The sequence below is a fragment of the Kitasatospora sp. NBC_00240 genome (assembly GCF_026342405.1).
In the GTDB taxonomy this organism is placed as follows: Bacteria; Actinomycetota; Actinomycetes; order Streptomycetales; family Streptomycetaceae; genus Kitasatospora.
The window spans coordinates 7,942,070-7,964,285 of sequence record NZ_JAPEMU010000001.1; the positions used below are offsets into that span (position 1 = coordinate 7,942,070).

The window sequence follows — 22,216 nt, forward strand, 5'->3', positions numbered from 1 at the left end:
TTCTCACCCCGTCCTGCTCAGCACTACGGCGGACTGGAACCCGCCGAACCCGCTGCCGACCGACAGGATGTTGCGCAGCGGCAGCTCGCGCGCGGTGCGCGGCACGTAGTCGAGGTCGCACTCCGGGTCCGGCGTCTCGTAGTTGGCTGTCGGCGGCACCACGCCGTGGGCCAGCGCGAGGGTGCAGGCGACGACCTCGATCGCCCCGATCGCGCCGAGCGAGTGGCCGACCATCGACTTGATCGAGCTCATCGGCGTGCGGTAGGCGTGCTCGCCGAGCGAGCGCTTCACCGCCGCCGTCTCGTGCCGGTCGTTCTGCTTGGTGCCCGAGCCGTGCGCGTTGACGTAGTCGACGTCGGTGCGCTCGACCCGGGCGTGGGCGAGGGCCTCGTCGATCGCGTGCGACATCTCCAGGCCCTCCTGGGTGAGCCCGGTCATGTGGTACGCGTTGCCGAAGGTCGCGAACCCGCCGAGCTCGCCGTAGATCCGGGCGCCGCGCCGGCGGGCGTGCTCCAGCTCCTCCAGCACCAGGACGGCGCCGCCCTCGCCGAGCACGAAGCCGTCCCGGTGGGCGTCGAAGGGGCGGGAGGCGTGCGCCGGGTCGTCGTTGCGCTCCGAGGTGGCCTTGATGGCGTCGAAGCAGGCGACGGTGATCGGCGAGATGGGCGAGTCCGAGGCGCCGGCGATGCAGATGTCGGCGCGCCCGTCCTCGACCGCGTGGAAGGCGTAGCCGATCGCGTCCAGGCCGGAGGTGCAGCCGGTGGAGACCGTCTGCACGGGCCCCATCGCGCCGGTCTGCTCGGCCACCGCGGAGGCCAGCGTGCTCGGGGCGAAGGCCCGGTGCAGGTGCCGTTCGGCCTTCTGGTGGTCCACGTCCCAGCGGGCGCCGGAGGCGCTCACCAGGGCGTAGTCGTGCTCCAGCCGGGTGGTGCCGCCGACCGCGGTGCCGAGCGAGACGCCGACCCGCCACGGGTCCTCGGCCTGCAGGTCGAGGCCCGAGTCGCGGACCGCCTCGGCGGTCGCGACCAGCGCGAACTGTACGTACCGGTCGGCGCGTTCGACCTGCTCCGGCCCCAGCCCGTGCTCGGCGGGGTCGAAGTCGCACTCGGCGGCGATCCGGGAGCGGAAGCCCTCCGGGTTGAAGAGGGTGATGCCCCTGGTGGCCGTGCGCCCGGAGGTGAGGAGGTCCCAGAAGGCCGGTACGCCGACGCCGCCGGGGGCGACCACGCCGATACCGGTGATCGCCACCCGCCGGGTCATGAGGCCACCTTGGCGTGTTCCGGCGGGCCGGCCTCCAGGGTTTCCTCGGTGTCGACGTGGCCGAGTTCGGGACGCGGGGCCAGCGGACCGCAGTGGAAGACCATCCGGGCCTCGGTGTCGCCGACGTTGCGGAACCGGTGGCGCATGTTGATCGGGATCATCAGGCCCTGGTCGGGCTTGAGCGGGTGCGTCACGCCGTCCAGGTCGACCTCCAGGTCACCTGAAACGACGTATACGAACTCCTCGGAGTACGGGTGGTAGTGCTCACCGATCCGGTCCCCCGGCTGGATGATCGCCAGGCCCATGAACCCGCTGGTGGCACCCGAGACGGTCGGGGTGAGCATGGCGCGGATGTCCCCGCCCCGCCGGCGGTTGGGCGCGGCATCGTCGACGTGCACGATACGTGGGTAATGCGTGGTCATGGCAGTTCCTCCAAGTGGGTTCTACGGTGGGGGCCCCGGAAGGGGGGTCAGGCGTCCTGCGAGCGGCGGTCCGTCACCAGGCCCATGTCGCAGGCGGCGAGGAACCGGGCCACACCGGCGGCGCTGCGCAGGTCACCCTCCGCGCCGAGGTCGAGCAGGCTGCCGAGCACGGTCGCCTCGCGCTCGCCGCCGACCCCGAGCGCCGCGGCCGGCTGCGCGCCGGCGTCGGCCCGCAGGTCGACCACGCGGACGACGATGTCCTCGCGCTGGAAGACCGTGCTGCCGATCACCGGGTTGCCCGGGTCGGCCGCCGCGAGGCCGTCCTGCTCCGCCAGCAGCTTGGCGACGGCCGGGCCGTTGCCCTTCTTGACCGGGTACACCACGGCCTGGCGCTCCACCTCGCCGCGCACCGGCGCGGCCGGGGCGGTGTGGTGGACGGCCGGCAGTGCGGCGCGGGCGAAGAAGGCGCGGGCGGCCTCCGGGTTGCCCAGCTCGCGGTCCTCCTCCAGGTACGGGTTGATGGCCTCCTCGACGGCACGGATCTCCGGCTGCATCGCCACGTGGCGCAGCGCAGCGCCGAGGTCGCCGACCACCTCGACGGCCCGCACCACCCGGTTGCCGTGCATGAACAGCGAGGTGCGGCGGAGCCGGGTGGTGTCGTCCACTACGGCCTGCGGGGAGGTGTAGCCGGCCAGGATCTGCGCCACCTTGCGCTCGCTGCCGGGCTTGACCGTGAAGGTCAGCGCGTGCCGGGTGACACCGTCCGGCCCGGGCGTGACCTGCGGCATGCCGGGGCCGCCGGCCGCGCGGGGCGAGCCGGCCCGCACCTCCTCGGGCTTGCGGGTGCCGGTGGCCCCCTTCGCCGAGGTCTCGCGCAGGATGTTGTAGCGCAGCGAGCGGAACCGGTCGCTGACGCAGCCGTGCATCGGCTTGACCATCTCGCGGTGCGCCGGGCTGTCCACCCAGGCCAGGAACGAGTCGGGGTCGTTCCACTCGCTGGTGATCAGCCACTGGCGCGGGTCGTCGATCGACTGGCAGAGCTGGTCGCTGACGTGCCCGGGCACCGAGGCGACCTTGTGGCGGAGCTTCTCGTACACGTCCAGGAAGCGCTGCTGGGCGCCGTCCTGGATCTCCAGCATCAGCACCACCCGGAGCCGGGATTCGTCGAGCTCGGCGTGCTGCTGCACCTGCGGTTCGGACAGAGTCGTCATGATCCACTTTCTGCGTCGGGGCCGCGGCTGCGGCGGGCGGCCGATCGGCTCGGCCGGTGCGGGGAGGGGGCGACGGGCCGGGGAGGTCCGGGCGGCGGGGCCCGGTCCGGCGGGAGGGACGGTCTCCCCCTCGGCGGTCCCCCTCGGTAGGGGTTGCCGCCGAGGTCAGGGGTCCAGGCCTGATCTCGATCGTGGGGCGCGGCCACGGGCGGCGCGAGATATGCGGTCCATCCGAGCGACGAGCGCGGACAACCCGTCGTCGGCGGGGGACGGTAGAGCGGGGCACCCGCGTCCGGGGCCCTGCCGACGGCCGTCGGCGAACTCTCGCCGGCCGCTCATCTCCCGTACAGGCTGGAGCAATTGATGAATCCAAAGGTGGACGACCGGGTGCCGGTCCTGATCGTGGGCGGGTCACTGGTGGGGCTGTCGGCCTCGCTCTTCCTGGGCCGACTGGGTGTCAGACACCTCCTGGTCGAGAAGCACTCGGGCACCTCGCATCACCCGCGTGGACGCGGCAACAACGTCCGGACGATGGAACTGCTGCGGGTCGCCGGCGCCGAGGCCGGCATCCGCGAGGCGGCCTCCGTGCTGGCCGAGAACCACGGCATCCTGCAGGCCGACACCCTCACCGGCACCGAGCAGGAGTGGCTCTTCCGGGAGATCGACCCCGGCGGCGCGCTCGCCAGGTTCAGCCCCTCCTCCTGGTGCCTGTGCAGCCAGAACGACCTGGAGCCCGTCCTGCTGCGCCAGGCCCGCGAGCTGGGCGGCGACCTGCGCTTCAGCACCGAGCTGGTCTCCTTCGAGCAGGACGCCGACGGGGTGAGCGCGCTGCTGCGCAGCCGGGAGACCGGGGAGGAGCGGACCGTCCGGGCCGAGTACCTGATCGCCGCCGACGGGCCGCGCAGCCCGGTACGCGAGCGGCTGGGGATCGGCCAGTCCGGCAAGGGCGAGCTGTTCCACAACGTCAGCATCACCTTCCGCGCGAAGCGGCTCGCCGAGGCGGTGGGCGACCGGCACTTCATCGCCTGCTACCTGACCAACCCTCAGGGCCCCGGTGCGCTGCTGCCGGTGGACAACCACGAGCAGTGGGTCTTCCATGCGCCGTGGCACCCCGAGCACGGTGAGCCGCTGGAGGCGTTCACCGACGAGCGCTGCGTGGCGCACATCCGGACCGCGACCGGTGTTCCCGGCCTGGAGGTCGAGATCACCGGGAAGGCGCCCTGGCACGCGGCCGAACGGGTCGCCGACCGGTACTCCGCCGGACGGGTGTTCCTCGCCGGGGACTCGGCCCACGAGATGTCCCCGACCGGCGCGTTCGGCTCCAACACCGGTATCCAGGACGCCCACAACCTGGCCTGGAAGCTGGCGGCCGTGCTCGGCGGCTGGGCCGGGCCCGGCCTGCTGGACACCTACACCACGGAGCGCCGCCCGGTCGCCCAGGTCACCGGCGAGCGGGCCTCCGCCCGCTCGGCCGAGCACCGCCACCCCGGGTACGACGCGGTGCCCGGCACCGGCCGGCAGGCCGGCGTGCTCGCGGTGGCGCTCGGCTACCGCTACCCCGACGGCGCGGTGGCCGGCGGCGACCCGGACCAGCCGGTGGTGCCGGAGAGCTTCCGCCCGACCGGCGAGCCGGGCAGCCGGGCGCCGCACCTGTGGCTGCTCCGGGCCGGCGTCCGGCTCTCCTCGCTGGACCTCTACGAGCAGGCGATGGTGCTGCTCACCGGGGCGCAGGGCGGGTCCTGGCACGAGGCCGCCCGGCGGGCCGCCGACCGGCTGGCGGTGCCGCTGGACGCCTACCGGATCGGCACCGGCGCCGAGGACGACCTGGCGCCCGAGCCCGGCACCGACTGGGCCGAGCTGCACGGGGTCGGCCCGGACGGCGCCGTGCTGATCCGCCCCGACGGGTTCGTGGCCTGGCGCTCGGCCTCCGCCCCGGCCGACCAGGAGACCGCCGTCGCCGAGGCCCTGCGGACGGTGCTCGGGCTGGGCTGACCGGCCCCCGGGGCCCGGCGGGTGCCGATCCGCACCCGCCGGGCCCCGGGCCGCCGCCCGTCCGGGTGCGGGTCCGTCCGCCCGTCCGGGTGCGCGGCGGCGGCTTCCCGGGCAGAGTCGGACCTGGTAGGCCGTTCCCGTACGTCCTGTCCCGGCCGGCCGATCGCCCGCCCCTCCCCGGACCGCTTGGAGTACCCGTCATGGCAGTGCAGTCCCAGGCTCAGGTCGGCGTCACCGGACTGGCCGTCATGGGCCGCAACCTGGCCCGGAACTTCGCCCGGCACGGCTACCGGGTCGCCGTGCACAACCGCACCGGGGCCCGGACCACCGCGCTGGTCGAGGAGTTCGGCCACGAGGGTGAATTCCTGCCCGCCCGGACGGCGCAGGAGTTCGTCACCTCGCTGGAGCGCCCGCGGCGCATCGTGATCATGGTCAAGGCCGGCGGCCCCACCGACGCCGTCATCGACGAACTGGTGCCCCTGCTGGACGCCGGCGACGTGCTGGTGGACGGCGGCAACGCGCACTTCCTGGACACCCGCCGCCGCGAGCAGGCCCTGCGCGTCCACGGGCTGCACTTCGTCGGCAGCGGCATCTCCGGCGGCGAGCAGGGCGCCCTCGAAGGCCCCAGCATCATGCCGGGCGGCACCGCGGAGTCCTACCGGGTGCTCGGACCGCTGCTGGAGGACATCGCCGCCAAGGTGGACGGCACGCCCTGCTGCACCCACATCGGCCCCGACGGGGCCGGCCACTTCGTCAAGATGGTGCACAACGGCATCGAGTACGCCGACATGCAGCTGATCGCCGAGGCCTACGACCTGCTGCGGCACGGCGCCGGCCGGCAGCCCGGCGAGATCGCCGAGATCTTCCGCGGCTGGAACGGCGGCCGGCTGGAGTCCTACCTGATCGACATCACCGCCAAGGTCCTCGCCCACACCGACGCGGCGACCGGCAGACCCTTCGTCGACGTCGTCCTCGACCAGGCCGAGCAGAAGGGCACCGGTCGCTGGACGGTGCAGACCGCCCTCGAACTCGGCATCCCGGTCAGCGGCATCGCCGAGGCGGTCTTCGCCCGCTCGCTGTCCGGCAGCGCCGAGCTGCGCGCCGCGGCCCGCGACCTGCCCGGGCCGACCGAGACCTGGCTGGACAGCGCGGCCTCCGACCGCTTCGCCGAGGACGTCGAACAGGCCCTGTACGCCTCGAAGATGGTCGCCTACGCGCAGGGCTTCAACCAGATCCAGGCCGGCAGCGCCGAGTACGCGTGGGACATCGATCTCGGCGCGACCGCCGCCATCTGGCGCGGCGGCTGCATCATCCGGGCCCGCTTCCTGGACCGGATCACCGCCGCCTACGGATCCGACGGCCGGCTGCCGACCCTGCTGACCGACGAGTACTTCCGCCAGGCACTGGCCGGCGCCCAGTCCAGCTGGCGCCGGGTGGTCACCACGGCGGCCCAACTGGGCGTACCAGCACCCGGCTTCGCCACCGCGCTGGCCTACTACGACAGCCTGCGCGCGGAGCGGCTGCCCGCCTCGCTGGTGCAGGGGCAGCGTGACTACTTCGGGGCGCACACCTACCGGCGGACCGACCGGGTCGGGACCTTCCACACCCTCTGGGGCGGGGACCACAGCGAGGAGGAGCGCTGAGCGGCCCCGCCGGGGCATTCCCGCCCGGGCGGGTTTGCCCTCGCGCTGAGCGGCAAGGCGACAGGCACCGTCACCTCCGAACACCCGGAAGGCTGGTGCCCCTTGAAATCCCGAGAGAGCCACGAGCGCAGCACCGAACCACTCGCCGACCCGCCGAGCGCCGCCGACTCGCACCTCGCCGTCGGCACGCCCGTACCGGACGACCCGGAACTGCTGCTCGGCGACGCCGAGGCGGCCCGGAGCGCGCTCGGCCTGCCCGCCGGGCCGGACGGGCCGCACCCGGCGGCCCTTCACGACAGCCACGACGGCGTGGTCGAGCACGACAGCCACGACGGCGTGGACCAGCACGACAGCCACGACGGCGTGGACCAGCACGACAACCACGAGAGTGTGGACCAGCAGGACGGGACGGACGAGCCGGCGGGCCGGTGGAGCCGGGTCACCGGCTCGGCGGGCCGGGCCCGAACGGCCGCACTGGCGAAGCTCGGCGGGGCCGCCGGACGGCTGCGCGGCTCCCGCCCGTACCATCCGGAGGCCGCCGCGGTACTGCTCCCGGAGCACGACGGGGCTACTGCCCCGGCCCGGGTGCCGTACCTGCTGGTCGCCGGCCTCGCCGCGGGCGGCCTGGCCGCGGTGGTGGTGCTGCGCCGCCGGCGCGGCTGACCCGTACGGCCGCCGCCCGCGCACGGCGGGTCGGTACCGCTCGATACGACGTCAGGGAGGAGCCCGGTATGACGACCGACCCGGCGGACCGGGAGGAGATCGGGGACTACCACCTGCTCCGCGAGATCGACCCCGAGGTGCCCACGGCCGACGCGGCCGAGCAGGCGCGTGAGCTCCTGCCGCACGGCGACGACGACCTGGCCGGAGGTCTGGCCCCGGACGTTCCCGAGGCCGACGCGGCCGAGCAGGCGCGCTTGGTGGAGACCCCCGAGGAGGACGACCCCCGGTAGGGCTCCCGCGAACCCTGTCCGTCCGTCCGGATCCCCGGCCGCTGTCCGTTCGAATCCCCGATGGCCCGCACACCTCAGGTGTGCGGGCCATCGGGGATTCGAACGACGTTCAGGTCAGGCGGGGTGGCGCCCGGGCCCGTCGGCGTCCGGGCCGGGCGGCCGCGCGCCGATGCGCTCGAAGTCCTGCAGCGTCGCCGGACGGCCCTCCTGGAACCCCGTCCGGACGAAGTCGTCCCCGGTGGTGGCGTTCAGCGCCCAGTTGGTCAGCACCCGGGCGCGGGCGGTGACGGTGGGCAGCGCCATCACGTGGTAGCCGCGGGCCACCAGCTGGGCGGGCACCCCGGAGAGCTCCACGCCGAGCGGTTTGGAGACGGCGTCGGTGCCGCCGAGGTCGACGACCAGCCCCAGATCGCGGTGGCGGTAGGGCCGCAGCGGGGTGCCGCGCAGGGTGGCGACCAGGTTCCGGGCCACCGCCTTGCCCTGGCGCTGCGAGTGCTGGGCGGTCGGTGGGGTGATCGCGTCGCCGCCGACCGCGAGGTCCGGCACCGCGGCGGCGTCGCCGACCGCGAAGACCCCGGGGGAGCCGGGGACGGTCAGCTCGGCCGTGGTCCGCAGCCGGCCGCGTACGGTCGGCCCGTCCAGGGTGCCCACCAGCGGGCTGGCCGCCACCCCGGCCGTCCAGACCAGGGTCCGGGTCGGCAGCACCCGGCCGTCCGTCAGCGTCACCGACTCCGGGGACACCGCCCGGACCGAGGTGGTGAGGGAGAACCGGACACCGCGCCGGCGCAGCGTCTCCATCGCCTTGGCGCCGAGCCGGTCGCCGAGCTCCGGCAGCAGCTTCGGGGCGACGTCGACCAGGTGCCACTCCAGCAGCGCCGGATCGAGCCGGGGGAACCGGGCGGTGGCCGCCGCGGTGAGCCGCTGCAGGCAGGCGGCGGTCTCCACCCCCGCGTAGCCGCCGCCGACCACCACGAAGCGCATCCGGGCGGCGCGCTCCGCCTCGTCGGTGGCGACGGCCGCCAGGTCGAGCTGGGAGATCACGTGGTCGCGCAGGTAGGCGGCCTGGGCCAGGGTCTTCATGCCGAGCGCGTGTTCGGCCAGGCCCGGGATGTCGAAGGTCCGGGTGGTGCTGCCGGCGGCGAGCACCAGGTAGTCGTACGGCAGTCGGGTGACGGCGCCGGTCGAGGTCCGGACCTCGACGCTGCGGGCCGCCGTGTCCACGCCGGTCGCACCGCCCGGCACGATCCTGGTGCGGCGCAGCCGGCGGCGCAGCGACACCGCCACCGACTGGGGTGTCAGCACTCCGGCGGCGACGTGCGGCAGCAGCGGCAGGTAGAGCTGATAGTCCGTCGGGGTGACGAGGGTCAGCTCGGCCTCGGCGGGCCGCAGTGCCCGCTCCAGCCGGTGCAGGCACTCCACTCCGGCGAATCCGCCACCGACGACGAGGATCTTGGGACGGGTCACGGGCATCCTTTCGGTGCGTCGGCGCCGCCGATCCGGCGGGGCCGTGCGGTGGTACGGCCACGGCGACGGCGGCACCGCCGGCCACGGACCAGGTGGGCGCAGGCGGGGCCGTACGAGCGGTCGGCGGGGTCGCACGAGCGGTCGCCTGCCCACGTCGCCCGCGCCGAAACCGGGCCGGGCGCCCCGCCCGCGCCGGTGGCCCCCGCCGGCGCCCGTCGGTGATCGCCCGTCGGTGATCGGCCTTCGGTGATCGGCCGTCCGGCCCAGGCGTTCACTGCATCGGGTGAACCAGGCCCCCGTAGAGCAGTCCAGGGCCTCCCGGCGGCCGAAGAACTGGTGTCGGCGGGCCGCGGCGTTGCGGCCCGGGACGCTTCGATCCGTATCCACCCAGTACCAGCACCAGTATCAGGAGAAGCTCATGACCGCTCTTCGTAGGACTCTCGCCCTGACCGCCGCCGCGGGCGCCCTCGTGCTCGCCGGGGCCGGCGTGGCCGGTGCCAGCGCCGGTGCGCAGGGCGTCGCCGCCGGCTCGCCCGGCGTGCTGTCCGGGAACCTCATCCAGGTGCCGGTGCACGTCCCGGTCAACCTGTGCGGCAACAGCATCGGCGTCGTCAGCATCCTGAACCCGGCCTTCGGCAACGCCTGCGCCAACGTGGGCTGACCTGCCCTCGGCACGACCCGGCCGGCCCCGCTGTCCCGAGCGGGGCCGGCCCCCGCGGACGTCCGGTTCGGCCCGTCCGGTGCGCCCCGCGTGGGCGGCCCGGGCAATCGGCCCGCAAACTCCGGGCCCGATCAGGCATGGTCCGGCCGGGGGCGGCAAGGCGGGAGGGGAGGGCCGGGTACGCAACGCCCCGCGGGGCCGGCCCCGCGAGGCCCACCGGCCCGAAGGCATCCACCTCCGGAAGGGAGCAATCCGATGGACTGGCGAGACCGCGCGCGCTGCCGCGATCTGGACCCCGAGCTGTTCTTCCCGCTCGGCAACACCGGCCCGGCGCTGCGCCAGGCCGAGGAGGCGAAGGCCGTCTGCCACCGCTGCCCGGTCAGGGAGCGCTGCCTGGCCTGGGCCCTGGAGACCGGCCAGGAGGCCGGCGTCTGGGGCGGCACCGGCGAGGACGACCGCCGCGCCCTGAAGCGGCGGGCGGCCCGGCGCCGTTCGGCCGCCGTCTGAACCCGCTCGCGCCGGCCCGCCGGGGCCCGCGAGCGGCGCGGGCCCACCGGAGTGATCCGGCAGGCCCGACCGCTGGTACGACGGTGCGTCAGTGCCCGCCCGCGTCGACCACCTCGATGTCCTCGACGTTCCGCTCGATCTCCTCGGCAGGCAGCGCCACCCGGATCGCCCAGAAGTAGACGGCGAGGGCGAAGGCGCTGACCACGGCCATGTCCCACCACATCGGCAGGTTGCCCCGGCCGTCGCCGAAGCCGCCCTGCCAGGAGATCAGGCCCAGGCCGACCAGGTAGACCGGCAGCCACTGCGCGGCCCGCCAGTCCAGGCGCGGCGCGTTCGGCAGGCCCTTGCGGATCGCGTACGCGGCGTAGCTGCCGAGCAGCGCATAGCCGAGCACGATCGCGATGCCGAGCCGCGACAGGGTGTGCCAGCCGGCCCAGTAGATGATCAGGCTGGCCACCACGAAGGCGAGCGGGGAGATCACGCCGCCGGCGGGCAGCCGGTAGGAGCGCTCACGGGCGGGCAGCCGGCGGCGCAGCGCGCCGAAGGCGAGCGGGGCGCCGGCGTACATCAGCACGCTGGCGGAGGTGATGAAGCCGACCAGCTCCTGCCAGCTGGGGAACGGCAGGAAGCAGACCACGCCGGTGACGAACGACAGGATCAGGCCGAACCACGGCACGCCGCGCTTGTCGAGGCGCTCGAAGGCCTGCGGCGCGTAGCCGTTCTTGCTCAGGCCGTAGGAGATCCGCGAGGTGGAGGTGGTGTAGATCAGGCCGGTGCCGCCGGGGGAGACGATGGCGTCGAAGTAGAGGACCCAGGCGAGCCAGCCGAGGCCGACCACGGTGGCGAGTCCGGCGAACGGCCCCTCGATGCCGGGGAAGTCCAGCTTGTCCCAGCCGGCGGCGAAGGAGCTGACCGGCAGCGACCCGATGAAGACGACCTGCAGCAGGACGTAGATCAGGGTGCCGATGGCGACCGAGCCGAGCACGGCCCGCGGGATGTCCCGCTTGGGGTTGCGGCTCTCGCCGGAGATCTGGATGGCCTGCTCGAAGCCGAGCAGCGCGAAGATGATGCCGCTGGAGCTGATCGCGCCGAGCACGCCCTTCATGCCGAACGGGGCGAAGCCGTGCGAGGTGAAGTTGCTGCCGTGGAAGTTGGTGACGGCGAGCACGAAGATCGTCAGCAGCGGTACGAAGATCTTCAGCCAGGTGGCGACGCTGTTGGTGTGGGCCAGCACTCGCACACCGAGGAAGTTGACCGCGACGAAGACGCCCATCAGCAGCACCGCGACGATGAAACCGCTGGTGGTGAGGGTGCCGTTCTCGTTCAGGAAGCTCTTGGCGAATTCCCAGTGGCCGGCGTAGCCGATCATGGCCTCGACCTCGATCGGCGCCACGGTGGCCGCCTGCAGCCAGGAGAACCAGCCGAACGACATGCCCGCCAGGCCGCCGAAGGCGTAGTGCGGGTAACGCGCGGTGCCGCCCGCCACCGGGAAGAGGCCACCGAGCTCGGCGTGCACCAGGGCGAGGAGCACGATCGCGACCGCCCCGATGCCCCAGGAGATGAGCGCCGCCGGGCCGGCGACCACCACCGCGTTCTTGGCGCCGAACAGCCAGCCGGAGCCGATGATCGAGCCGACCGAGGCCCACAGGAGGCCGATCAGGCCCACCTCGCGGCGGAGGGAGGACCCGGTGGGGGTGGGGGTGCCGGTACTCGGCGGGGAGAGCTGATCGAGGGATGCCATGCGTCGTCTCTCTGTTGGGTGGGAAGTCGGAGAGTGGCCACACCCTAGGTGTATTCATAGGACTATGCACAGATTTCATTACTGAATATTTACCTTTCAGGAGGGACATTTCCCCAGGTAGGTGGCTGTCGGCAAGAGGGCTCATTACGTGACTCGCCAGTAGTTCCACGATTTGAGCGGGAATTGAGCTTTCATTTGGAGGCATGGCATTGTGGATGTCCGGACGGGTTATAGAAATTGCGCCGCCCGTATACCGATGCCAGACGTGTACGGCCAGCCCCCTGACCCGGGGGCCGTTCGTCCGCTACGGTGTCCGACACAGATCAACCTCCCGCGTGCGGGCCGGAGGGCGGTCGCGCCGGGCACCGCTGCCCGCGCACCCCACCCACCCTCCGCAACCCTGCCCGCGCGCCCGAGGCCACCGCGGCACAGAGCTGTGTCCGCGCCCTCTGAACTCCCCCCGAGGTGCGCGCAGATGAGACTCACCCCGCACGAGCAGGAGCGCCTGCTCATCCATGTCGCCGCCGACGTGGCCCGCTCCCGGCGCGCCCGCGGCCTGCGGCTCAACCACCCCGAGGCGGTCGCACTGATCACCTCGCACGTGCTGGAGGGGGCCCGGGACGGCCGGACCGTCGCCGAGCTGATGGAGTCCGGCCGGCAGGTGCTGGCCCGGGCCGACGTGATGGACGGCATCCCGGAGATGATCCCGGACGTCCAGGTCGAGGCGACCTTCCCCGACGGCACCAAGCTGGTCACCGTCCACGGGCCGATCCGGTGACGGCCGGCCCCGCCCCGATCCCCGGTGAAGTGCTGTACGGCGAGGGCGACATCGGCCTCAACGCCGGCCTGCCCGTGACCCGGCTGATCGCCGTGAACACCGCCGACCGGCCCGTCCAGGTCGGCTCGCACTACCACTTCGCCGAGGCCAACCCCGGGTTGGAGTTCGACCGCCGGGCCGCGTACGGCCGGCGGCTGAACATCCCGGCCGGCACCGCCGTCCGCTTCGAGCCGGGCATCCCGGTCGAGATCGAACTCGTCCCCCTCGGCGGACGGCGCGAGGTCGCCGGACTGCGCGGCGAGACCGGAGGGCCCCTCGATGCCTGAGCCGTACGCGTTGCACGTCGGCCGGGCCCGCTACGCCGACCTCTACGGGCCCACCACCGGCGACCGGATCCGGCTCGGCGACACCAACCTGCTGATCGAGGTCGAGGAGGACCGCAGCTGCGGGGGCGACGAAGCGGTCTTCGGCGGTGGCAAGGTGATCCGCGAGTCGATGGGCCAGGCCCGCACCAGCCGGGCCGAAGGCGCCCCCGACACCGTGATCACCGGCGCCGTGGTGCTCGACCACTGGGGCGTCGTCAAGGCCGACATCGGCATCCGGGACGGCCGGATCACGGCGCTCGGCAAGGCCGGCAACCCGGAGACCATGGACGGCGTCCACCCCGAGCTGGTGATCGGCCCGGAGACCGAGGTGATCTCCGGCAACGGCCGGATCCTGACGGCCGGCGCCATCGACGCCCACGTCCACTTCATCTGCCCCCAACTCGCCGACGAGGCACTCTCCTCGGGCATCACCACGCTGATCGGTGGGGGCACCGGCCCGGCCGAGGGCACCAAGGCGACCACCATCACCCCCGGCGGCTGGCACCTGGCCCGGATGTTCGCCTCGATGGACGACCTGCCGCTCAACATCGGGCTGCTCGGCAAGGGCAACACCGTCAACACCGTCTCCATGCACGACCAGCTGCGCGCCGGCGCTCTCGGATTCAAGATCCACGAGGACTGGGGCGCCACCCCCGCCGCGATCGACGCCTGCCTGCGGGTCTGCGAGCAGAGCGGCGCCCAACTCGCCATCCACACCGACACCTTGAACGAGGCCGGGTTCGTCGCCGACACCCTCGCCGCGATCGCCGGCCGGGGCATCCACGCCTACCACACCGAAGGCGCCGGCGGCGGCCACGCGCCCGACATCATCACCGTGGTCTCCGAGCTCAACGTCCTGCCCAGCTCCACCAACCCGACCCGGCCGCACACCGTCAACACCGTCGACGAGCACCTCGACATGCTGATGGTCTGCCACCACCTCAACCCGCACGTCCCCGAGGACCTGGCTTTCGCCGAGTCCCGGATCCGCCCCTCCACCATCGCCGCCGAGGACGTGCTGCACGACCTCGGCGCGATCTCCATCATCAGCTCCGACTCGCAGGCGATGGGCCGGATCGGCGAGGTGGTGATGCGCACCTGGCAGACCGCCCACGTGATGAAGGCCCGTCGTGGTGCCCTGCCCGGCGACGGGCGGGCCGACAACCTGCGGGCCCGGCGCTACGTCGCCAAGTACACCGTCAACCCGGCGGTCGCCCAAGGGCTGGACCACCTGATCGGCTCGGTCGAGCCCGGCAAGCTCGCCGACCTGGTGCTCTGGACACCCGCCTTCTTCGGGGTCAAACCCGACCTGGTGGTGAAGGGCGGACAGATCGCCTGGGCCCAGATGGGCGATGCCAACGCCTCCATCCCCACCCCCCAGCCGGTGCTGCCCAGGCCGATGTTCGGCGCCAAGGGCCGGGCCCCGGCGCTCAACTCCGTCAACTTCACCGCACAGGCCGCCCTCGACGACGGACTCCCCGAACGCCTGGGGCTCGGCAAGGAGTTCACCGCGATCCGGAACACCCGCGGGGTCACCAAGGACCACATGGTCAACAACACCGCCCGTCCGGAGGTCAGAGTCGACCCCGACACCTTCACGGTCACCGTGGACGGCGAGGTCATCACCCCCGCACCCGCCACCGAACTGCCGCTGGCCCAGCGGTACTTCCTGTTCTGAAGGGCCCCCTCCGATGAGCCTCGCAGCGCTGCTGCTGCTGTCGGACGGCCGCTTCCCGGCCGGCGGCCACGCGCACTCCGGCGGGGCCGAGGCCGCGGTCAAGGCCGGCCGGATCCACGACAGCGCCAGCATGGCGGCCTTCCTCACCGGCCGCCTGCACACCAGCGGCCTCACCGCGGCCGGCCTGGCCGCGGCGGCCGCCGGCGGGCAGGGCCACGCCGAACTCGACGAGGCCGCCGACGCCCGCACCCCGGCACCCGCCCTGCGGGCCACCAGTCGGCGCCTGGGCCGCCAACTCCTGCGGGCCGCCCGGGCCGCCTGGCCGCACCCCGACCTCGACCGGCTGGCCGCCGCGCACCCGCGCGGCGCCCACCAGCCCGTCGTCCTCGGCGTCGCCGCCCGCGCCGCCGGCCTCACCCCCGCCGACGCGGCGGCCGTCGCCGCCTACGAAAGCGTCAACGGCCCCGCCACCGCCTGCGTCCGGCTGCTCGGCCTCGACCCGTACGAGGTCGCCGCCGCCCTCGCCCGGCTCGGCCCGCAGCTCGACGCCGTCGCCGAGGCGGCCCTCGAAGCCGCGAGCCACCACGACGTCGACCGGCTGCCCGCCGCCTCAGCCCCCCTGCTCGACCTCTACGCCGAGCAGCACCACTCCTGGAAGGTCCGGCTCTTTGCATCGTGACCACGTCGACCACGTCGACGCCCCCACCCGGCACACCTTCACCGAGCCGGACGGCGCCGGCGTCGTCCACCCGCCGCGCGGCCCCGCCACCGCCCCGCGCCCGGGCACCGCCCCGCGCCCGGGCACCGCCCCGCGCCCGGGCACCCGGCGCGCGCTGCGGATCGGCCTCGGCGGCCCGGTCGGCTCCGGCAAGACCGCCACCGTCGCCGCGCTCTGCCGGGCCCTGCGCGAGGAGTTCTCGCTGGCCGTCGTCACCAACGACATCTACACCACCGAGGACGCCGAGTTCCTGCTCCGCAACGCCGTCCTGCCGCCCGAGCGGATCAGCGCGGTCGAGACCGGCTGCTGCCCGCACACCGCCATCCGGGACGACATCTCCGCCAACCTGGAGGCCGTCGAGGAACTGGAGGAGGCCCTCGGCCCGCTCGACCTGGTGCTGGTCGAATCCGGCGGCGACAACCTCACCGCCACCTTCAGCCGGGGCCTGGTCGACCACCAGATCTTCGTGATCGACGTCTCCGGCGGCGACAAGATCCCCCGCAAGGGCGGGCCCGGCGTCTCCACCTCCGACCTGCTGGTGGTCAACAAGACCGACCTCGCGCCGCTGGTCGGCGCCGACCTCGGGGTGATGGCCCGGGACGCCAAGGCCCAACGCGGCGAACTGCCCACCGTCTTCTGCGCGCTGACCTCCCCCGACGGGGTCGCGCCGGTCGCCCGGTGGGTGCGGGACCGGCTGGCCGAGTGGGCCGCCCCCAGGTGACCGTCACCGCCGTGCCCGCCACCGCGCCGGCAGTCACCGCCCCGTCCGCCGCCGGCGCCCTCACCGCGCGCGCCCGGATCACCGCCGCGCCGGACGGGCGCGGCGGCACCGACCTGCCCGTGCTGGCCGGCGCCGGCCCGCTCGCCCCGCGCCGCACCCGGGGTACCGGCCCGGCCGCACACGTGGTGCTGGTCGGCTCGATGGCCGCCCCGCTCGGCGGGGACCGGCTCGCGGTCACGGTGGACGTCCGGGCCGGCGCCGCCCTGCGGGTCACCAGCGCGGCGGCCACCATCAGCTTGCCGGGGCCGGGCCCCGCGCTCTACCAGGTCGACCTTACGGTGGGGGAGGGGGCCCGGCTGGACTGGCTGCCCGAACAGGTCGTCGCCGCCACCGGGAGCCACCTCGTCCTGCACACCCGGATCACCCTGGCGGCCGGCGCCCGGCTGCGCCTGCGCGAGGAGCAGGTCCTCGGCCGGCACCACGACTGGGCCCGCGGCCGGCCGCCCGGCCGGCTCACCTCCCGGCTGACCGTCCGCCGGGCCGGCCGGCTGCTGCTCGACCAGCAGACCGACCTCGGCCCCGGCGCCCCCGGCTGGGACGGCCCCGCCGTCCTCGCCGGGCACCGGACGGCCGGGCAGCTGCTGCTGATCGGACCCGGGAGCGCGCCTGCACCGGCGCCCGCCCCGACGGACGGCACCGCACTGCTCGCGCTCCCGGGGGAGGACGCGACGCTGCTCACGGCCGTGGCCCCGGACGCGCTGACGCTGCGCCGGGCACTGGGCGGGTAGCCGGGTAGCCGGGTAGCCGGGTAGGTGGGCCGGCGGGCCGGTGGGCCGGCGGGTGGACGGGTGGACGGGTGGACGGGTAGGTGGGTGGTCGCGAGGGCGAGTGGGCGGGCGCCGCCCGGTGGCGGCGCGGGTCCGTCCGCCGGGCGCTCGGCCGTCCGGGTGGACGGCCCGGGTGCGGGGACTACCCGGCGTACAGGCCGTCCAGCCAGGACTGCCAGGCCTGCCCGGCCTTCGCCCGGTCGGCGTCCTCGCCGAACAGGTGCAGGGTCACGCCGACCGGGAGGCCGAAGGCGTTGCGGCCGAAGAAGCGGTAGAGCCCGTCGCGGGCCCGCAGTCCCAGGAACTGCGGGGTGCGGTAGTCCACCTCGGCGTCCAGCTCGCCGATCTCCGGCAGGTCCAGGCTCAGTCGATCGCCGACCCGGACCTCCTGGTCGAGGTGCAGCTCGTCCAGCAGCAGCTCGAACCCGTCGGCGCCGGCCGAGGCCGGCGGCCCCTGGACGTCGACGAACGCGGCCGGGCGCCCAACGAAGTGACGCAGGTACTGCCCGAGGGTGTGCAGGTGGAAGTCGGTGTGCTTGTCGCAGCTCTCGTACTGGGCGTCGTAGTCCTCGGCGAAGACACCGCCGAGGGTGTACCGCAGCCGGGAGCTGCCCTCGCCGCGCGGCTCGATCAGGTACTCCCGGGCGTCGAACCGGCCGGCCTCGCCCTCGGTACGGACCGCGAAGCGGACCGGCGGCTCCCAGGCCGTCACCCCGGGAGCCTGCGGCCCCGGGACCGCACCGGCCTCCTCCGCCACGGGGAACAGCCAGCCGCCGGTGCCGGTCGTGACCGCCTCGAAGACCTGCTCCGGCGTCGCCGGCAGCAGGACCTCGCGCCGGATCTCGAATTCCCTGGCCATGCCCACTCCTCGCTCCCCGCGCGAGCACCTGCGGCCCGACGGGTGGTGATCGGCGGCTGCCTGCCGCCGGTCCCCATTGTCCCGGGGGCAGGGACGGCCGCCGTCCGGTGCCGCCGTGGCCGGTATGCCGGTAGCGGGCGTTCGGCCCTCGCGCCGGGCCTGCCTGATGACTCGGCGCGGCCCTGGGCGAGCGCGGCCCTGGGTGGACGCCGTTCCGGGTGAGTGCCGTCCCGGGTGGGCGCGGCGCTCGGTGAGTGCCGTCCCGGACGAAGGACGTCCCGCCTGCGTGATGCCCGCGTGCCGCGCCGGGCGAACGCCGTCCGGGCTCCTAGCCTGGGCCGATGAGCGACCGCCAGCCCAGCGAGCGTGACCCGGGTGACGGTGCCCGGGGCGACGGCGACCCGAGCGCCCGGAGACCCGCCGACCGCAACCCCGGCGTCCCGGCCCCGGGCAGTCCGGGTCCGGCCGACCCCCGCAAGGCCGACCCCCGCAAGGCCGACCCCCGCAAGGCCGACCCCCGACCGGGCAATTCCCGACCGGGCGGGCGCCGGTCCGGTCGGCTCCGGCTGCGCCGGGCCGGGCCCCGCTACCGGCCGCTGTCGCCGCTGCGCGACCACCTGCGCGAGTCCTTCTGGTTCGCCCCGCTGCTGACCTGCATCGGCGCCGCCCTGCTGGCCGGGCTGACCGCCTGGGCGGACGAGGCGGTCGTCACCGCCGCCATTGCCGAGACCGGCTCCGCGAGCGAGCTGATGCGGTTCAACACCGCCTCCAAGAGCGTCGTCTCCAGCGTCAGTTCGGCGATGCTCACGTTCATCGGCGTGGTCTTCTCGATCTCGCTGGTCGCGCTCCAGATGGCCGCCAGCCAGTTCAGTCCGCGGGTGCTGCGGCTGTACGTCCGCAGCCGGCTGACCAAGGCGACCTTCTCGGTCTGCCTGGCCACCTTCCTGTACTCGCTGCTGGTCCAGCTGAGCTACGACGACGAGACCGATCCGGCCGAGGTCGCCTCGGTGCCGGTATTCTCCGGGCTGATGGCGATGGTGCTGGTCGTCCTCAGCCTGGCGATGTTCGTGCTGTACGTGCAGTCGACGATGCGGTTGCTGAGGGTGCCGCACGTGATCGACCGGGTGGCGACCGAGTCGGTGGCCGTCATCGGGCAGTACCGGCTGGTGCCACCGGACGGGCAGCCGCCGGCCGAGGCCGTGAACTCGCTGACGCTGCTGCACGAGGGCCGCTCGGGCGCGCTGCGCGACATCAACATCCGCCGGCTGGTCCGCCTCGCGCGCCGGCACGACCTGGTGTTCCACATGGTGCCGAGGATCGGGGACTTCATCACGCCCGGCACTCCGATCGTCCGGGTGTCCGGCGGCTCACCACCCCGCCCCTGGCGGATCGCCTCGGCGCTGAACGTCGGCGTCGAGCGGACGATGCACCAGGATCTCGCCTTCGGGTTCCGGCAGTTGGTGGACATCGCGATCCGGGCGCTGTCGCCGGCCGTCAACGACCCGACCACAGCCGTCCAGGCCATCGACCGGATCCACCAACTGCTCGGCATGCTCGTGAGGGAGAGCTTCGGCGACCTGCAGTTCCGCGACCGGTACGGGGTGGTCCGGCTGGTCGCGCCGGTGCCCGACTGGGAGTGTGTGGTGGACCTCGCGTTCACCGAGATCCGGATCTGCGGGGCCGGCCAGCCCCAGGTGACGCGCCGGCTGACGGCCGCACTGGACGATCTGCTGCGGATCACCCCGGCCGATCGACGGCCTCAACTGCTTTCCCATCGAAGCCTGTTGGAGCGGGCCGTCGACGAACACGTGGTCGATCCGGAGAACCGGGCCTTCGCCCGGGTGCCGGACCGGCAGGGCATCGGCTGACCGCGCCGATGCCCTGCCGGTCCGGATGCCACTGCCGCCCGGGTGCCCCTGCTCGTCCGGTGCCCCTAACGGTCCGGTGACCGGGCCGCGGGCGGTTCACCCCCGGGCGCCGGCCGGGGCCTTGGCCGCCCCGACGGCTGCCGGCTGCTCCGTCGCCGACTGCTCCGTCGCTTGCTGCTCCTCGGCGGACAGGTCCGGCTGGTCCGGGCGGTCCGGGCGGTCCTGCCGGGCGAACCCGAGCAGGGCGGTGGCGGCCCCGACCAGGGTGATCGCGGCGCAGATCCAGGTGCCGCTGTGCATCGCGGTGGTGAACGCCTGGTCGGCGGCGGCCAGCAACCGGCCGCCCGCCTGCGCGGGCAGGTGGGCCGCGACGATGTGCGCGGAGGTCAGGTCGTCCGTGGCGGGCGCCGGCGCGCCCGGCAGGGCGGCCTCCAGGTGGTCCCGGTAGGAGGCCGAGACGACCGTGCCGACCACCGCGATGCCCAGCACGCCGCCGAGTTCGCGTACCACGCTGTTGATCGAACCGGCCGTCGGCGCCTTCTGCCGAGGCAGCGAGTTGACCGTCGCGGCGCTGGCCGGAGCCATGATCAGGCCCATCCCGGCGCCCACCACGGCCATCGCCACGGAGATCACCAGGTACGGCGTGCCGGTGCTCACCAGGGACACCCCGGCGAGGCCGAGCGACATCAGGGCGAGCCCGCCGGCGATGGTGTGGCGGGTGCCCAGCCGGGCGGCGGTGCGGGCGCTGGTCGCCGCGGTGGCAGCCATCGCCAGGGCGAACGGCACCGCGCCGAGACCCGCCTTCAACGGACTGTATCCGTGCACCAGTTGCAGGTACTGGGTGAAGACGAAGAGCAGTCCGAACAGGGCGAAGAAGGTGACCGCGAGGAGCACCCCGGCCAGGCTGAAGGTCCGGATCGCGAAGACCCTGACGTCGACCATCGGCTCGGCGGTGCGCAGCTCCCAGCCGGCGAAGGCGGCCAGCAGGAGGACGGCCGCCCCGGCCTCGGCCAGCGACCAGGCGGAGAGCCAGCCGCGTTCCGGGCCCTGGACGATCACGTCGACCAGGGCGGCCAGCCCGCTCGCCGAGAGCAGCAGGCCGGGGATGTCCAGCCGGCCCCCCGGCCGGCCGGGCATCGGGGGGAGCAGGATCAGGACGGCGCCCAGCGCGATCGCGACCAGCGGCACGTTGATCCAGAAGACGCTGCTCCAGGAGAAGTGCTCCAGCAGCAGGCCGCCGGCGATCGGGCCGATCACGATGCCCAGCCCCGCCGTCGCGGACCAGAGGGCGATCGCCTTGGGCCGCTCCCGGGCGCCGAACAGCGTCACGATGGTGGACAGCGTGGCCGGCATGACGAAGGCCGCTCCCAGGCCCATCACCGCACGCAGTCCGATCAGTTGGCCGGGCGAGTCGGCCATCGCGGCGACCGCTGACCCCAGCGCGAAGACCGTCAGTCCGCCGGTCAGGGCCAGGCGTTGGCCCATCCGCGCGCCGAGGCTGCCGGCGGTGATCAGCATCGCCGCGAAGACCAGGGTGTAGGCGTTGTTGATCCACTGGAGGTCGGCCGTGGAGGCCGGGAGCCCGGTGGCGAGCGCGGGCAGTGCGGTGTTGAGCACCGTGTTGTCGATGGTGACCACCACGAGTGACGTACAGAGGGCCGCCAAGGCGGCCCAGCGTCGCGGGTGGCCCTGGTCCGGGTCGGTGGTGCCGGCAGAGCCCATGCTTTCCTCACCCCTGTAACCTTACGAACGTAAGCTTGCAGAGGGAAAGCTAGTCCATTCGCCTAACAGGTGTAAAGTTGCGGCCATGTCCAAGCAGCCCGCGGCTCCCGCCCCCGTCGCCGACCAGGGCGAACAGGCTCCGACGCGGCACCGCAACCGGCGCGGCGAAGGCCCACGGCTCCGCGAGGAGATCGTCCGGGCGGCGACCACGCTCATCGTCCGCAGCGGCTCGGACCAGGCCGTCACCCTGCGCTCGGTGGCCCGCGAGGTCGGCATCGCGGCCCCCTCGATCTACGCCCACTTCGCCGACCGGGACGCCATCGTCGACGCCGTCGTCGTCGAATCGCTCACCCAGCTGCGCGAGAGCGTCCTGGGCGCCTCCGGCGGGTACCAGGACCCGGTCGAGGCTCTGCTCGCCGGCTGCGCCGCCTACGTCGAGTTCGGCACCCGTGAACCCGCCCGCTACCGCCTCCTGTTCGACTCCCCGCGGGCCAAGCAGAAGGAGTCCCCCTGCGACCCGGACGGCTTCGCCGCCGTCGGTGCTCCCGCCGCGGAAGGTGCGGTTGGTGCGGACGCCGCGAGCCCCGGCGCCTCGCACGGACTGCTCGCGTTCCAGACTCTGGTCGAAGGCCTGGAGGCCTGCGCCCGTGCCGGACGTTCGGCCGGCGACGACCCCTTCGGTGACGCCGTCGCGCTCTGGACGGCCCTGCACGGCCAGGTCACCCTGCGGGCGGGTCTGCCGAACTTCCCATGGCCGCACACCGACACCGTGGAGCAACTGGTGCGCCGGCTCGGCCGGATCACACCGGCGGCCTGAGCCCGGCGG

21 protein-coding genes are annotated in these 22,216 nt (G+C 74.0%); 14 read left to right on the plus strand and 7 right to left on the minus strand.

All coding sequences use genetic code 11. The annotated features are described in order from the left end of the window. Positions 1-3: 3 nt before the first annotated feature. Genes OG689_RS34095 through OG689_RS34105 form a run of 3 tightly spaced genes read right to left on the minus strand, consistent with a single transcriptional unit; the run spans position 4 to position 2,893 of the window. Positions 4-1,260 carry a beta-ketoacyl-[acyl-carrier-protein] synthase family protein gene (locus OG689_RS34095; protein WP_266324780.1) on the minus strand — a complete coding sequence of 419 codons (1,257 nt, stop codon included), beginning with the start codon at positions 1,258-1,260 and terminating at the stop codon, positions 4-6. Next, entirely contained in the window at positions 1,257-1,682 is a 426-nt protein-coding gene (locus OG689_RS34100; protein ID WP_266324781.1) for a cupin domain-containing protein, read from the minus strand. Before OG689_RS34100 ends, OG689_RS34095 begins: the two co-directional genes overlap by 4 nt. A 47-nt stretch (positions 1,683-1,729) precedes the next feature. Next, the gene (locus OG689_RS34105; RefSeq protein WP_266324782.1) at positions 1,730-2,893 is read right to left on the minus strand and encodes a SchA/CurD-like domain-containing protein; all 1,164 of its coding nucleotides are present in this window, start codon (positions 2,891-2,893) and stop codon (positions 1,730-1,732) included. A 363-nt stretch (positions 2,894-3,256) separates the two neighbouring features. Between OG689_RS34105 and OG689_RS34110 the strand changes: the two genes are divergently transcribed. From OG689_RS34110 to OG689_RS34125, 4 genes are all read left to right on the plus strand, one after another. Then, a complete protein-coding gene (locus tag OG689_RS34110) occupies positions 3,257-4,885 on the plus strand; it encodes an FAD-dependent monooxygenase (RefSeq protein WP_266324784.1) in 1,629 nt (542 codons plus the stop codon). Between the two features lie 206 nt (positions 4,886-5,091). Next, complete coding sequence (gene gndA, locus OG689_RS34115; protein ID WP_266327638.1) at positions 5,092-6,528, plus strand: NADP-dependent phosphogluconate dehydrogenase; 1,437 nt, start codon at positions 5,092-5,094, stop codon at positions 6,526-6,528. 102 nt (positions 6,529-6,630) lie between these two features. Next, a complete protein-coding gene (locus tag OG689_RS34120) occupies positions 6,631-7,191 on the plus strand; it encodes a hypothetical protein (RefSeq protein WP_266324786.1) in 561 nt (186 codons plus the stop codon). A 68-nt stretch (positions 7,192-7,259) separates the two neighbouring features. Continuing rightward, positions 7,260-7,481 (plus strand): hypothetical protein, encoded by a 222-nt coding sequence (locus OG689_RS34125; protein WP_266324788.1) that lies wholly within the window; start codon positions 7,260-7,262, stop codon positions 7,479-7,481. A 114-nt stretch (positions 7,482-7,595) separates the two neighbouring features. On the opposite strand, the gene OG689_RS34130 is transcribed toward OG689_RS34125, so the two are convergent. Next, positions 7,596-8,945, minus strand: coding sequence for an FAD-dependent oxidoreductase (locus tag OG689_RS34130; RefSeq protein ID WP_266324790.1), 1,350 nt, complete (start codon positions 8,943-8,945; stop codon positions 7,596-7,598). 418 nt (positions 8,946-9,363) lie between these two features. Between OG689_RS34130 and OG689_RS34135 the strand changes: the two genes are divergently transcribed. Beyond that, positions 9,364-9,606: a chaplin gene (locus OG689_RS34135; protein ID WP_266324792.1), complete on the plus strand. Its 243-nt coding sequence runs from the start codon at positions 9,364-9,366 to the stop codon at positions 9,604-9,606. Between the two features lie 255 nt (positions 9,607-9,861). Then, the gene (locus OG689_RS34140; protein WP_266324794.1) at positions 9,862-10,113 is read left to right on the plus strand and encodes a WhiB family transcriptional regulator; all 252 of its coding nucleotides are present in this window, start codon (positions 9,862-9,864) and stop codon (positions 10,111-10,113) included. A gap of 88 nt (positions 10,114-10,201) precedes the next feature. Here OG689_RS34140 and OG689_RS34145 read toward each other — a convergent pair whose 3' ends face one another. Continuing rightward, on the minus strand, positions 10,202-11,854 hold the full coding sequence (locus OG689_RS34145) for an APC family permease (RefSeq protein WP_266324796.1): 1,653 nt from the start codon (positions 11,852-11,854) through the stop codon (positions 10,202-10,204). 475 nt (positions 11,855-12,329) lie between these two features. On the opposite strand from OG689_RS34145, the gene OG689_RS34150 reads away from it, so the two are divergent. The 6 genes from OG689_RS34150 to OG689_RS34175 are packed head-to-tail and all read left to right on the plus strand — an operon-like array spanning position 12,330 to position 16,902. After that, positions 12,330-12,632, plus strand: coding sequence for an urease subunit gamma (locus OG689_RS34150; RefSeq protein ID WP_073927023.1), 303 nt, complete (start codon positions 12,330-12,332; stop codon positions 12,630-12,632). Continuing rightward, positions 12,629-12,958, plus strand: a complete 330-nt coding sequence (locus OG689_RS34155) for an urease subunit beta (RefSeq protein ID WP_266324798.1) — start codon at positions 12,629-12,631, stop codon at positions 12,956-12,958. Before OG689_RS34150 ends, OG689_RS34155 begins: the two co-directional genes overlap by 4 nt. Beyond that, positions 12,951-14,675, plus strand: a complete 1,725-nt coding sequence (locus tag OG689_RS34160) for an urease subunit alpha (protein ID WP_266324800.1) — start codon at positions 12,951-12,953, stop codon at positions 14,673-14,675. The genes OG689_RS34155 and OG689_RS34160 overlap by 8 nt, the downstream gene beginning before the upstream one ends. A 13-nt stretch (positions 14,676-14,688) precedes the next feature. Continuing rightward, positions 14,689-15,354 carry an urease accessory UreF family protein gene (locus OG689_RS34165; protein ID WP_266324802.1) on the plus strand — a complete coding sequence of 222 codons (666 nt, stop codon included), beginning with the start codon at positions 14,689-14,691 and terminating at the stop codon, positions 15,352-15,354. Beyond that, positions 15,344-16,114: an urease accessory protein UreG gene (gene ureG / locus OG689_RS34170; RefSeq protein WP_266324804.1), complete on the plus strand. Its 771-nt coding sequence runs from the start codon at positions 15,344-15,346 to the stop codon at positions 16,112-16,114. Before OG689_RS34165 ends, ureG begins: the two co-directional genes overlap by 11 nt. A gap of 11 nt (positions 16,115-16,125) precedes the next feature. Next, the gene (locus OG689_RS34175; RefSeq protein WP_266327640.1) at positions 16,126-16,902 is read left to right on the plus strand and encodes an urease accessory protein UreD; all 777 of its coding nucleotides are present in this window, start codon (positions 16,126-16,128) and stop codon (positions 16,900-16,902) included. A gap of 181 nt (positions 16,903-17,083) precedes the next feature. Here the strand turns inward: OG689_RS34175 and OG689_RS34180 are convergent, their stop codons facing one another. Then, positions 17,084-17,800 (minus strand): SRPBCC family protein, encoded by a 717-nt coding sequence (locus OG689_RS34180; RefSeq protein WP_266324807.1) that lies wholly within the window; start codon positions 17,798-17,800, stop codon positions 17,084-17,086. 341 nt (positions 17,801-18,141) lie between these two features. Between OG689_RS34180 and OG689_RS34185 the strand changes: the two genes are divergently transcribed. Next, on the plus strand, positions 18,142-19,668 hold the full coding sequence (locus OG689_RS34185; protein WP_266324809.1) for a DUF2254 domain-containing protein: 1,527 nt from the start codon (positions 18,142-18,144) through the stop codon (positions 19,666-19,668). Positions 19,669-19,764: 96 nt separating this feature from the next. Here the strand turns inward: OG689_RS34185 and OG689_RS34190 are convergent, their stop codons facing one another. Further along, a complete protein-coding gene (locus OG689_RS34190; RefSeq protein WP_266324811.1) occupies positions 19,765-21,390 on the minus strand; it encodes an MFS transporter in 1,626 nt (541 codons plus the stop codon). A gap of 85 nt (positions 21,391-21,475) precedes the next feature. Here OG689_RS34190 and OG689_RS34195 point away from each other — a divergent pair, with 85 nt between their 5' ends. Further along, on the plus strand, positions 21,476-22,207 hold the full coding sequence (locus OG689_RS34195; protein WP_266324813.1) for a TetR/AcrR family transcriptional regulator: 732 nt from the start codon (positions 21,476-21,478) through the stop codon (positions 22,205-22,207). The last annotated feature ends 9 nt before the right edge of the window (positions 22,208-22,216 follow it).